At 54.2% G+C, this 12,678-nt stretch carries 13 protein-coding genes; 7 read left to right on the top strand and 6 right to left on the bottom strand.

What is annotated here, in order from left to right:
- From MVD07_RS00195 to MVD07_RS00180, 4 genes are all read right to left on the bottom strand, one after another.
- Positions 1 to 413 (bottom strand): 4Fe-4S dicluster domain-containing protein (locus MVD07_RS00195; RefSeq protein ID WP_297496996.1); only part of this gene is annotated, 413 nt, incomplete at its 3' end.
- Positions 414 to 423: 10 nt separating this feature from the next.
- Entirely contained in the window at positions 424 to 2,481 is a 2,058-nt protein-coding gene (locus tag MVD07_RS00190) for a molybdopterin-dependent oxidoreductase (protein WP_297496994.1), read from the bottom strand.
- Positions 2,482 to 2,598: 117 nt separating this feature from the next.
- Positions 2,599 to 3,192 (bottom strand): TetR/AcrR family transcriptional regulator, encoded by a 594-nt coding sequence (locus MVD07_RS00185; RefSeq protein WP_297496991.1) that lies wholly within the window; start codon positions 3,190 to 3,192, stop codon positions 2,599 to 2,601.
- 125 nt (positions 3,193 to 3,317) lie between these two features.
- A complete protein-coding gene (locus MVD07_RS00180) occupies positions 3,318 to 3,710 on the bottom strand; it encodes a DUF302 domain-containing protein (protein ID WP_297496989.1) in 393 nt (130 codons plus the stop codon).
- A gap of 60 nt (positions 3,711 to 3,770) precedes the next feature.
- On the opposite strand from MVD07_RS00180, the gene MVD07_RS00175 reads away from it, so the two are divergent.
- The 7 genes from MVD07_RS00175 (at position 3,771) to hypE (ending at position 9,646) form a co-directional block, all read left to right on the top strand.
- Complete coding sequence (locus MVD07_RS00175) at positions 3,771 to 4,028, top strand: HypC/HybG/HupF family hydrogenase formation chaperone (RefSeq protein WP_297497002.1); 258 nt, start codon at positions 3,771 to 3,773, stop codon at positions 4,026 to 4,028.
- A 44-nt stretch (positions 4,029 to 4,072) separates the two neighbouring features.
- The gene (locus MVD07_RS00170) at positions 4,073 to 4,333 is read left to right on the top strand and encodes a HypC/HybG/HupF family hydrogenase formation chaperone (RefSeq protein ID WP_297496999.1); all 261 of its coding nucleotides are present in this window, start codon (positions 4,073 to 4,075) and stop codon (positions 4,331 to 4,333) included.
- A gap of 1 nt (position 4,334) precedes the next feature.
- Positions 4,335 to 5,459 (top strand): hydrogenase formation protein HypD, encoded by a 1,125-nt coding sequence (gene hypD, locus MVD07_RS00165; RefSeq protein WP_297496985.1) that lies wholly within the window; start codon positions 4,335 to 4,337, stop codon positions 5,457 to 5,459.
- Positions 5,460 to 5,550: 91 nt separating this feature from the next.
- Complete coding sequence (gene hypF / locus MVD07_RS00160) at positions 5,551 to 7,869, top strand: carbamoyltransferase HypF (RefSeq protein WP_297496982.1); 2,319 nt, start codon at positions 5,551 to 5,553, stop codon at positions 7,867 to 7,869.
- A gap of 42 nt (positions 7,870 to 7,911) precedes the next feature.
- Entirely contained in the window at positions 7,912 to 8,238 is a 327-nt protein-coding gene (locus MVD07_RS00155) for a nucleotidyltransferase domain-containing protein (protein WP_297496979.1), read from the top strand.
- Complete coding sequence (locus MVD07_RS00150) at positions 8,235 to 8,627, top strand: HEPN domain-containing protein (protein WP_297496976.1); 393 nt, start codon at positions 8,235 to 8,237, stop codon at positions 8,625 to 8,627. Before MVD07_RS00155 ends, MVD07_RS00150 begins: the two co-directional genes overlap by 4 nt.
- A 2-nt stretch (positions 8,628 to 8,629) precedes the next feature.
- A complete protein-coding gene (gene hypE / locus MVD07_RS00145; protein ID WP_297496973.1) occupies positions 8,630 to 9,646 on the top strand; it encodes a hydrogenase expression/formation protein HypE in 1,017 nt (338 codons plus the stop codon).
- Between the two features lie 47 nt (positions 9,647 to 9,693).
- On the opposite strand, the gene acs is transcribed toward hypE, so the two are convergent.
- Together acs and MVD07_RS00135 are read right to left on the bottom strand one after the other, a co-directional pair.
- On the bottom strand, positions 9,694 to 11,634 hold the full coding sequence (acs, locus tag MVD07_RS00140) for an acetate--CoA ligase (protein ID WP_297496970.1): 1,941 nt from the start codon (positions 11,632 to 11,634) through the stop codon (positions 9,694 to 9,696).
- Positions 11,635 to 11,905: 271 nt separating this feature from the next.
- On the bottom strand, positions 11,906 to 12,634 hold the full coding sequence (locus MVD07_RS00135; protein ID WP_297496967.1) for a P-loop NTPase: 729 nt from the start codon (positions 12,632 to 12,634) through the stop codon (positions 11,906 to 11,908).
- Positions 12,635 to 12,678: the final 44 nt, after the last annotated feature.

Raw genomic sequence — 12,678 nt, 5'->3', positions numbered from 1 at the left:
ACCTCGTTTATCTCTCCGAACTTCAGGGCCTCAGTTGGGCAGGCTGAAACGCACGCTGGGAGAAGACCCTCGGCCCTCCTGTCGGCACAGAGATCGCACTTATCCATGATCTTATTCTCCTCGTCCAGCTTGGGGACTCCGAAGGGACAGGCAACGGCACACATCAGGCAGCCGATACAGCTGAGCGGGTTGAATGCCACCGCTCCATCCTCGTCCCTGAAGAGTGCTCCGGTTGGGCAAACGTTCATACACGGTGCCTTTTCACAGTGGCGGCAGTTGAAGGGGACAGTGAAGAGATCGGGGAACTCGAAGACCTTTATTCTTGCCTCGCCGTGTGTCATTTCACAGGCCACTTCACAGGCCTTACAGCCGATACAGCGCTTATAGTCGAGGAAAATCTTCTTGTGAGCCATTTCAACCACCTCACTCCTCAACCTTCTCGACCTTAGCGGCAACAGCTTTCATCTCGGCCATCTTGGTCTTCTCGTGTATCTCGTCCAGAGTCAGGAAGTTGACCTGCCAGTGGAAGGGCATCGCTATGACGCCTTCCCTGATGTGCTCGGTAACCTCCGCCCTGACGAGGACGCTCCCACGCCTCGATGAGACCTTCACAAGGTCGCCGGTCTTTATTCCAAGTTTTTTGGCGTCCTTTGGGTTTATCATGACGTACTCCTCGGGCCAGCGCTTCTTCAGGCTCGGGCTCTTGAAGGTCATGCTTCCGGTGTGCCACTGGCCAACGAGCCTGAAGTTGGTGAGCCAGAACGGGTACTCCTCGTCCGGGGTCTCGGGCGGTTCGCGCCAGCTGACGGGCTGGAGGTGGGCCTTTCCGTCGGCCGTCTTGAAGCCGTTCTTGAAGAGAACCTTCGTTCCCTCCCCAGGCTCACTGCACGGGAAGAAGCAGCCCTCAAGGTGCTCCGCAAGGTACTCCGGCGTTGCCCCCTTGAAGACGGGTATGACCTTGTTGATCTCCCTGAGTATCTCGTCCGGGTGGCTGTACTTGAAGTACTCGCCGAGACCGAGCTCTTTAGCGAGCTCTACTATGATGAGCCAGTCGGGCTTCGCCTCTCCCGGTGCCTCAGCGGCCTTGTACGTCCTCTGGACACGCCTCTCAAAGCTTATCGCCGTCCCGGTCTTCTCGAACCAAGCGGCAGCTGGAAGAACTATGTCCGCGTAGGCGGCCGTTTCAGTTGGGAATATATCCTGAACAACAAGGAAGTCGAGCTTCTTGAGCTGTTCCCTCACCCATCCGCTGTTGGGCATTGACTTGGCAATGTTGCCGCCAACTACGTACATCATGTGTATCTTGTTGCCTATCTCCCTGACCATCGTCGTCAGGTCAAAGCCGACCCAGTCCGGTATCGGGAAGCCCCAGAGCCTCTCAAGCTCCTTCCGTGCAGCTTCGTCACTAACAAGCTTTCCAGTCGGGAGCTTGTTTGGGGCAACGCCTGTCATTGCCACACAGTAACCACACTGGGCCCCTGGAATGACTCCGCTCCATACACCCTCCTTTCCGATGTTGCCGGTTATCGCTATGAGGTCGGCTATGGCCATGGCCGTGTTGAGACCGTTGATGTGCTGGTTCATGCCCTCGTTGACGAAAAAGGCGGTCCTCTTCGTTGCGATAAGCCTCGCGGCCTTCCTTATGTGCTCGGCAGGAACGCCGCTTATCTCCTCCGCCCACTCCGGCGTGTAGTCCTTGACCGACTCCTTGAGCTGGTCGAAACCGGTAGTCCTCTCCTGGACAAACTCCTTGTCGTAGAGCTCCTCGCCTACAACCACGTTGAGCATCGCCAGGGCTACCGCTAGGTCGGTTCCGGGATAGGGTTTGAGGTGGAGCGATGCATACTTGTGGCCTCTTGTGGAGCGCGGGTCAATGACCACCATCTCGGCACCGTTGTCAAGGGCCTTCTCGATGTACTGGCCAAACATCACGGGGGCCGTCTCAGCCGGGTTGTGGCCCCAGATGATTATGAGCTCAGCCTTGGCGATATCCTCGAAGGGGTTTGTAGCTGCGGCACTACCAAAGATCATGGTTCTGGCGGGGCTGTTTGAGTACTGGCAGTACCTCCCGGGGAAGTCGAGGTGGTTGGTTCCTATGGCCTTGGAAAGCTTGTGGACGAGGTAGTTCTCCTCAAGGGTTATCTTCTCGCTCCCAAGGAAGGCTATCGCCTCCGGGCCGTAAGTTTCCTTGATCTCCTTAATCTTCTCGGCTATGATTCTGTAGGCCTCCTCCCAGCTTATCTCCTCGAACTTCCCTTCGCCCTTCTCCCCAACGCGCCTGAGGGGCCTCTTAAGCCTCTGTGGACTGTTGATGAACTGGTAGGAAGCAACTCCCTTGGGGCAGAGCTTGCCCCTGTTTGCTATCGTCGGGTGGTCGTAGTCGAACTCTATTCTCCTGATGTATCCGTTGGCGCTTACCGCGTAGAAGCGACAGCCCACGGAACACCACGGGCATACAACAGGCACCAACTTCTCTGCCATGGGCACCACCTTTGTAATGACTGACCAGTCATTAAAATTGATGAGTAATAGTTTATATAGTTTTTTTGAACAATGAAATCCATGCAGTTAAACAAACTCAAGAAGATTAAACAAAAATCATACGCTGGCTGAGAGTTTTAGGTGGTGTATTACTGCAGAAGTAATTTTCTTCAGGTAGTACTCTCGGGAGAAGCCCAGACACTCCCTGGCATGAAGATAATGCATGAGGGAAGCCAGAAACATCTGGAACGCTATAAGCGCGTCCTCAAAACCAACTTTAACGTAGGCAGTTATCCTCCTCGCCCCCTCCCTGAGAAGTTCGGAGCACGCTTGGGTATAAATCTCATCCAGGCTCTTCATCCTTCTCTTCACCGAGAGCATGTGGAAGAATATCTCGGCCCGGTAGTTGGTGGAGTAGAATTCGAGGAACTCCCTTCCGAGCTGGAGGAGATAGCTTTCAAGGGTTGGATAGCTGAGGGTTATGTAGGGGTCGTTAAGGGAGGGCATGGACATTATTGGCATTACCTCGAAGGCGAGCTCCTTGATGAGGTCGTCCTTGCTCTTGAAGTAGAGATAGAAAGTGCCCTTAGCAATGCCCGCCTTTGCCACGATCTCGTCTACGGTAGTCTTATCGAAGCCCTTCCTCGCGAAAAGCTCCATTGCCGCTGAAACCAGCTTTTCCCTCGTCTTTCCCGGGGACTTTATGGACATTCTGACACCCCTGACTGAACGGTCATTGAACTATTGGACAATTATGACCATAGAGTGATTTAAACTTTTCTGTGCACGGAGATAGAACTGAAAAACGTGAAAAGAGAGCAAAGTAATAGTTTTAATCAAAGAACCGCTGAAATTATTTTTTCGTCTATCTCAGCGACCTTGGAGAGGAGCTCGCCCAGTTCACCGGGAACCATCTTCGCGAAGAGTCCCATGTTCATGCCGAAGACGTATATCCCGTCGGGCATCTCTATAACCGAGAACTTGCAGGGCATCATCGCGGAAATCCAGCGGTTTTCGGGCTTGCTGACCGCTCTGGTAGCGAAGTCCCTGTTGCAGACCTCAATGATGGCAAACTTAAGCCCGACCTTTTCCCTGAAGTCATACTCGCCTATAACCGTCCAGCCGACTTCCTCGGTTCTCTTCTTCAGCCTCTCAAGGGTCTCCTCAAAGCCATACCCGCTCCTAACCCCCTTCACCATCTGCTTCATCATGTCTTCCACGGCAACCACCTGACTGACTGGTCATGGCAAGAAATATAAATCCTTTTCCTTAACCTTTGGTTGATAACCATGGCCCTGATGCTCGCTGGAAGGGTCGTCGAGGTCAGGGGCGATAAGGCCGTAGTGGATGTCGGAGGCCAGCTAAGGGAGGCGAAGCTCAACTTCATCAAGGACGTGAAGCCGGGCGACTACGTGACGATGTACTACGGCATAGTCCTTGAGAAGGTGAGCGAGGAGGAGGCAAGGGAAACGCTGGAGCACTGCTCCTATCACAGGGGAGCAAAGGTTGAGATGACCTTTTCGCTGGTTGAAAACCTGAGGTTTTAGAAAGGCTAAATAAAGGTCGATGTTATTTCTGGACGGTGAGAAAGATGTGTCTCGCGACCATCGCGAAGGTGCTTGAGGTGAACCCCGAGAAGGGGACTGCATGGGTTGACTTCGGGGGCGTCAAGAGGGAAGCAAGGATAGACCTGATGCCCGACGTTAAGGTCGGTGAGTACGTTCTCATCCACACGGGCTTCATAATAGAACGCGTGGACGAAAAGACAGCGGAGGAAATCCTACACGCATGGGACGAGGTCTTTAAAGCCGAGAAAGAAGCGATAGGAGGCTACTACTACCCGGGTGATTGATATGGGCATCGAAGAGGTAGTCCAGCCCTACAGGGATAGGGGAATAGCCCAAAAGCTCGTCGAGAAGATCAAGGAAGAGGCGAAAACTTTAGACGGCGAAGTAAGGATAATGCACGTCTGCGGGACTCACGAGGACACCATAACCCGCTCCGGAATCCGTTCGCTCCTCCCGGAGAACGTCAAAGTTGTGAGCGGGCCCGGCTGTCCCGTCTGCATAACACCGGTCGAGGACATAGTCGCGATGCAGCTCATAATGAGAAAGGCCAGGGATGAGGGAGAGGAGATTATTCTAACCACCTTCGGCGATATGTACAAGATCCCGACACCGGTGGGGAGTTTCGCCGATTTAAAGAGCGAAGGCTTTGACGTCCGCGTTGTCTATTCAATCTTCGACACCTACAGGATGGCAAAGGAGAACCCTAACAAGACCGTCGTCCACTTCAGCCCGGGTTTTGAGACGACAACAGCACCAACTGCTGGAATGATAAACGCCGTCGTCAACGAGGGGCTTAAGAACTTCAAGATTTACTCCGTCCACAGGCTAACCCCCCAGGGGGTTGAAGTCCTCATAAAGCAGAGGAGCAGGATTGATGCCCTCATAGATGCGGGCCACGTCTCGACGATAATCGGCGTGAAGGGCTGGGAGTTTCTGAGCGAAAAGTACGGAATCCCACAGGTCGTTGCCGGCTTCGAGCCGAACGACGTTCTCATGGCGATCCTACTCCTCGTCAGGATGTATAAGGAAGGCGATGCAAGGGTCGTCAACGAGTATAAGAGGGCCGTTAAGTATGAGGGAAACGTCGTTGCTCAGAGGCTCATTGATAAATATTTTAAGGTAGTTGATGCAAAGTGGCGCGCCCTGGGTGTCTTCCCGGGAACGGGGCTTGAGCTGAGGGGCGGGTGGAAGGAGCTCGACATAAAAAACCTTTACAGGGTTGAAGTGCCGAAGAACCTACCCGACCTTGAGAAGGGATGCCTCTGCGGTGCGGTTTTGAGGGGACTGGCGATGCCGACCGATTGTCCCCACTTCGGCAAGACCTGCACGCCGAGGCATCCCGTCGGCCCGTGCATGGTGTCCTACGAGGGAACGTGCAACATCTTCTACAAGTACGGCGTTTTGTTCTAACACCAAAGGTTCAAAACTCCCCTATCGTTTTCAACTTTTGGTTTTGAAAACCTATAAAGGCTTTGATTGCAAAAGAGGGACAGGTGAGAGGATGAGGGCGTATCACCTTCACGTCCAAGGAATCGTTCAGGCCGTCGGCTTTCGCCCATTCGTCTACAGGATAGCCCACGAGCACAACCTCAAGGGCTACGTCAAGAACCTTGGGGATGCGGGTGTTGAAATAGTGATTGAGGGCAGGGAAGAGGACATCGAGGCGTTTCTTCGGGATTTACACCGCAAAAAGCCACCGCTCGCGAGAATAGACCGGGTTGAGAAGAAGGAAATCCCACCCCAGGGCTTTCCCGAGTTCTACATCGAGAAGAGCTCGAAGGGCGGAAAGGGCGGCGACTCCATAATCCCCCCCGACATAGCGATATGCGAGGACTGCCTGAGGGAGCTCTTCGACCCGACGAACAAGCGCTACATGTACCCCTTCATAGTCTGCACAAACTGCGGCCCAAGGTTCACCATAATAGAGGATCTGCCCTACGACCGTGAGAACACGACAATGCGTGAATTTCCCATGTGCAACTTCTGCAGGAGCGAGTATGAAGATCCCCTCAACAGGCGCTACCATGCAGAACCGATAGCCTGTCCCGTCTGCGGGCCGAGCTACCGTCTCTACACCAGCGATGGGAAGGAAATAACCGGCGACCCGCTGAGGAAGGCAGCGGAGCTTATAGACAGGGGATACATCGTGGCGGTAAAGGGGATCGGGGGAATACACTTAGCCTGCGACGCCACCAACGAAGATGTGGTTGCCGAGCTGAGGAAAAGAACCTTCAGGCCACAGAAGCCCTTCGCCATAATGGCCAACTCCCTTGAGACCGTTAAAAGCTTCGCCTACGTGAGTAGAGAGGAGGAAGAAGAGCTCACCAGCTACAGGAGGCCGATAATAACACTCCGCAAGAAGGAACCCTTCCCCCTGCCAGAAAACCTCGCCCCCGGGCTCCACACCATCGGGGTCATGCTTCCCTACGCAGGAACCCACTACATACTCTTCCACTGGAGCAGGAGTAAGATCTATGTTATGACCTCCGCCAACTACCCGGGAATGCCGATGGTTAAGGACAACGAGAGGGCCTTCGAGGAGCTTAAAGAGGTGGCCGACTACCTGCTCCTCCACAACAGGAAGATATTCAACAGAGCGGACGACAGCGTTGTCAGGTTCGTCGACGGGAGGAGGGCTGTGATAAGGAGAAGCAGGGGCTTCGTGCCCCTTCCAATTGAGATTCCCTTCGATTACAGCGGTTTGGCGGTTGGAGCGGAGCTCATGAACGCCTTTGGAGTTGCGAAAAACGGTAAGGTCTACCCGAGTCAGTACATAGGCAACACCGGGAAGCTTGAGGTTCTTGAGTTCATGAGGGGGGCTATAGCGCACTTCAAGAGGATTCTCAGAGTTAGAGACTTCGATTTGATCATAGCCGACCTCCATCCGGGCTACAACACGACGAAGCTCGCGATGGAGCTGGCGAACGAGATGGACGCTGAGCTCCTGCAGGTTCAGCACCACTACGCCCACATAGCGAGCGTTTTGGCCGAGGAGAACCTTGAATCAGCAGTTGGCATAGCCCTCGACGGGGTCGGCTACGGAACAGATGGAAACGTCTGGGGAGGCGAGGTTCTCTACCTGAGCTACGAGGACGTAGAGAGGTTAGCCCACATAGACTACTACCCGCTCCCGGGCGGTGATTTGGCGAGCTACTACCCACTGAGGGCTTTGATGGGGATTCTGAGCAGAATCTACTCGATCGAAGAGCTTGAGGGGATAATAGAGAGTTGCTGTCCAAAGGCAGTTGAGAGCCTCAAGTACGGGAAGGTTGAATTCAACGTGGTTTTGAACCAGCTCGCCAAGGGCATAAACACTGCTTACGCGTCCTCGACCGGAAGGGTTCTTGACTCGCTCGCCGTTCTGCTCAACGTCTCCCACAGGAGGCACTATGAGGGCGAGCCGGCGATGAAGCTGGAGGGCTTTGCCACGAAGGGCAGGAACGACCTGAAGTTTGAGATCCCGGTTGATGGGGAGCTGATAAGGGGTGAAGAGCTCTTTGTCCAGGCTCTCGATGCCATTGAGAAAGCACCACCGGCTGACATAGCCTACTCAGCCCATCTAGCGCTCGCGAGGGCCTTTGCAGACATTGCTATCGAGAACGCTAAGGAGTTCGGCGTGAAGGATGTGGCCGTAAGCGGCGGCGTCGCTTACAACGAGCTCATAGTAAAGACCATGAGGAAGGCAGTGGAAGCTTCAGGATTGAGGTTCCATGTGACGACGGAAGTTCCGCGCGGGGACAACGGGATAAACGTCGGTCAGGCCTTCCTCGGTGGCCTCTACCTTGAGGGCTATCTGAGCAGGGAAGACCTGACGCTGTAAGGTTTAAGTCTGGAACACCTAAGTGATACCGGAGGAGGAAAGATGCCCATCATTCCCAGGGACGAACTCCTCGAAATCCTGAGGGAAGTAAAGGAAAAGCTGAAGGAGGTACTCGGAGATAACCTAGTCGAGGTCATCCTCTTCGGTTCCTACGCGAGAGGCAAGGCCAGGAATGGGAGCGACGTTGACGTGCTCGTCGTGGTCAGGAGATGGCCGTCAATAGAAGAACTCGACAGAATCGGAGACCTCTCGGCAAAGCTAACTCTGAAATACGGTGTGCTGTTCTCACTCCTGCCCTACGTCAAAAAACCATCCATGAAAAGAGACCCCCTCATATGGAACGTGGAGGCTGAAGGTGTGGAGATATGAAGGAAATACCGCGCCTCATTGAGAAGGCCAAAAGGAGCATAGAAGCCGCTAAGGTGCTCTACGATGCTGGGATGTACGGGTTCGCGGCTTTAAGGGCTTACTACGCAATGTTCTACTGCGCGGAGGCTCTTCTCCTGACGAGGGGGATAAGGACTTCAAAGCACTCCGTCACGATAGCACTGCTTGGAAGGGAGTTCGTGAAGAGTGGAGAAGTGCCGTACAAGTTTTTCACTTATCTGACCGTCGCCTTTGAGATTAGACAGATTGGAGACTATTCCGTTCAGGAGGATATTCCTCCAGAGACGGTTTTTGAGCAGATTAGACGCGCCGAGGAGTTCCTCAGCTTTACCGCTGACTACCTTCGCAAAAAAGGACTTTTGGAGGGCTGAAAATGGGGGAAAAGATAAAGCTCGAACACGGAGCCGGTGGAGAAATAATGGAGGAGCTCCTGAGGGACGTTGTCTTGAAGACCCTCACCCTCAAGAGCGCCGGTGGAATAGGGTTGGATGCATTGGACGACGGGGCAACGATACCCTTCGGCGATAAGCACATTGTCCTCACCATAGACGGCCATACGGTAAAGCCCCTCTTCTTCCCCGGCGGTGACATTGGCAGATTAGCCGTCAGCGGGACGGTGAACGACCTGGCCGTTATGGGTGCTCAGCCGATAGCTCTGGCAAACTCGATGATAATCGGCGAAGGCCTGGACATGGAAATCCTGAAGAGAGTCCTCCGCTCAATGGACGAGACGGCTAAGGAAGTGCCCGTCCCGATAGTCACCGGCGACACGAAGGTCGTCGAAGACCCAATAGAGATGTTCATCATCACCGCCGGAGTAGGCATTGCCGAGAGGCCTGTAAGCGATGCCGGGGCAAAGGTCGGCGACCTCATCCTGATCAGCGGGACGATAGGAGATCACGGCATAGCACTGATGAGCCACCGCGAGGGCATAAGCTTCGAGACAGAGCTGAAGAGCGATGTGGCGCCGATATGGGACGTGGTCAAAGCCGTTGCAGATGAGGTAGGTTGGGGAAACATCCACGCAATGAAGGACCCGACGAGGGCCGGGCTCAGCAACGCGCTCAACGAGATCGCTCGTAAGAGCAACGTCGGGATCCTCGTGAGGGAAGAGGCCATACCGATAAGGCCCGAAGTTAGAGCTGCCAGCGAGATGCTCGGCATAAGCCCCTACGATGTGGCCAATGAGGGCAAGGTCGTTATGGTCGTCGCCGAGGAGTATGCAGAGGAGGCCATAGAAGCGATGAGGAAAACCGAGAAGGGAAGGAACGCCTCGATAATTGGCGAGGTGATTCCCGAATACCGCGGGAAAGTTGTTCTTGAGACGGGAATTGGAGGGAAGCGCTTTATGGAACCGCCAGAGGGCGACCCAGTTCCGAGGATATGCTGACCTTTCCCTTTCTTTTGACGTTGGGAAGAAGATAAGAGAAAAGTCATTCAGTGCATTTCGAAGTCTTCCAAGGCCTTTTTCACTTCTTCAACGCTCGCCTCGTCCTCAAGCGTCGATAGGTCGCCGAGGCTCTTTCCGCTCGCGAGCGCTTTGAGAACACGCCGCATTATCTTACCGCTCCTTGTCTTCGGCAGTTTGTTGACGAAGAAGACCTCGGCGGGAGCTGCTATCGGGCCGAGGGTTTCCCTGACGTAGTTTATCAGCTCTCCCTTGAGCGTCTCCCTTGGGACGCAGTTCTCCTTGAGTATCGCAAATGCCACCGGGACCTCACCCTTTATCTCGTCGGGCCTGCCTATTACGGCAGCCTCGGCAACGGCCGGGTGAAGAACCAGGGCGTGCTCTATTTCAGCGGTTCCAATCCTGTGGCCGGAGACGTTCAGAACCTCGTCGGCCCTTCCGAATATCCAGAGGTAGTTCTCATCGTCTTTCATTGCATAATCGGCGGGATAGTAAATCCAGACCCCCTCGTCCGGCCTGCTGAAGCGCTTCCAGTAGGTTCTTATGTAGCGCTCGTCGTTGCCCCAGATTCCAAGGAGCATCCCCGGCCAGGGCTTCTTGATAACGAGGTAGCCGCGCTCGTTCGGCTTCGCCGGCTTGCCCTCCGAGTCGAAGACGTCTGCATCAACTCCAAGGCCGGGGAACGTGGCCGATCCGGGTTTGAGTGGTGGAAGCTGTATTCCAGCAGAGGGGTATATCATGTAGCCGCCGGTTTCGGTCTGCCACCAGGTGTCGATGATTGGACAGCGCTTTCCACCAACGATCTCATAGTACCACTTCCAGGCACTAGGGTTGATGGGCTCCCCGACAGAACCTAGAAGCCTTAGACTTGAGAGGTCGTGCTTCCTCACCCATTCATCGCCGTAGCGCATGAGCATCCTAATCGCTGTCGGCGCAGTGTAAAATATCGTAACGCCGTGCTTCTCGATTATCTCCCAGGGCCTGTCCGGTTTGGGATAGTTTAAGGCTCCCTCATACATCATCACGGTCAGGCCCAGCGTTAGAGGCCCGTAGACGAGGTAACTGTGCCCGGTAATCCAGCCGACATCTGCCGTGTTCCAGAAGAGATCATCTTCCTTTATCCCCCACGCCCACTGCATGGTTTTAGCGACGTAGACGAGGTAGCCACCGGTGGAGTGGACTATACCCTTAGGCGTTCCCGTTGTCCCGCTCGTGTAGAGGATGAAGAGCGGGTGGTTGCTCTCGACCGGGACGGGCTCGACGTACTTTTCCGCTCCCTCAAGGAGGTTGTGCCAGTAGTAGTCCCTTCCCTCGACCATGTTGACCTCATCAGAGCCCCTCTTGAGGACTACAACACTTTCGACGCTCGGGGTCTCGACGAGGGCTTTGTCCACTATCTCCTTGAGGTTTAGAGCTTTGCCACGCCTGTAGAGGTAGTCCGCGGTGATGGCCACTTTGGCCTTCGCATCGCTTATCCTCGTCGCCAAGGCCTCGGCCGAGAAGCCGGAGAAGACGACGCTGTGAATAGCCCCAATCCTCGCGCTGGCGAGCATGGCCATGACAACCTCGGGAATGAGGGGCATGTAGATGACCACCCTGTCGCCCTTACCAACGCCGAGGTTTCTGAGAACCGAGGCGAAGCGGTTGACCTCGCGGTAGAGCTCGTAATACGTGAGCGTCCTCGTTTCTCCCGCTTCACCCTCCCAGATTATTGCCGCCCTGTTCCTCTTTCCCGCTTTTATGTGCCTGTCAAGGGCGTTGTAGCTCGCGTTCAGCTCCCCTCCAACGAACCAGCGGAAGAAAGGTGCCTTCGAGTCGTCCAGGACTTTATCCCAGGTCTTGAACCAGTCTACCACCTTCGCCTGCTCGGCCCAGAACTCCTCAAGGTTCTCGATGGACTTCCCCTGCTCCTCCCGAAAGGCCTGCAGAGGGATATAACGTTCCTTTAAAAATCCTTCGCCCACCTGCATGGCAACCACCCGATTTTTCGAAAAATGATGTTAGATTTCCTTAAAATTCTTTCGGCGATTGTCAAGATGACAACCGACGAATAACGAAAAGAGGTAGGGAAGCTGGATTAGCCAAAAACCAAAACGAAAATAACCAGTTGCCGAAATTAGGAGATGGAGACTATAAAATCACAGGGAAAAACGAAGAGATAGGAGAAGCCCAAGGGAATTTGCCAGAAGCTTGTTAAAAAGATTGAGGGAGCGTGTCAGAACGTCAAGTTTTCAAACCTGTTCACCCGGCGATTATCCCCCAGAGCCGCTCTATCTGTTCTACTGGCTCGACTTCCTTTCCATTCAGACTGTCAAGTATGAAGTCTTGGTTAAAAGGTATTATTACATCGGGCTTAACCGGCAGATTCTCCTCAATCCCGGGGAGGGCCTTGTTGAGGACTAGGAAGTGCCTGAGTCTGAGGCTCTCGCTCAGGGAGGCTATCTTCTTCGACAGCTCAATGGACTCCACAGAAGGTTCAGCCACATCGATAACGACGTCAACGTACTTATCAACGCCCCTTCCGAAGTGTTCTATCCCTGCTTCGGTGTCCACTATGATGATCTCATTTTTCCCCAGCCTTATTCCCTCGAGGAGCTTTCTGGCCAAGAAGCCGTAGGGACAGGCGCAACCTTCTTCCGCTTCCTCAATCTTTCCAATCGTTAGAACCGCAAGGTTGCCTTTCCTCGCAAGTATCTCCCCGGGAACCTCGTCGAGGGTCCATTTGAAAAGCTCCTCGTCGAGTTCTCCCTCTCCTTCAGCCGCCATGAGTATCTTGGCCCTCTTCTTTCCCCCCAGATGCTCAGCGAGCGTTTTGACCCTTGGGAGGCCGAGCATCCTGTAAAGACCGGGATTTGATTCATCGGCGTCGATGATTAAAACTCGGTAACCCCTCTCCACCAGATACTTCCCGAGCATCGCGCTTATCGTGCTCTTACCACAACCACCCTTTCCGCTCACCAGAATCTTCATCGATATCACCAAAGACCAAAAAGGTAACACACCTTATAAGGGCT

Source organism: Thermococcus sp., assembly GCF_027008145.1.
Classification (GTDB): Archaea; Methanobacteriota_B; Thermococci; order Thermococcales; family Thermococcaceae; genus Thermococcus.
This window is presented reverse-complemented; position numbering and strand designations above follow the sequence as displayed.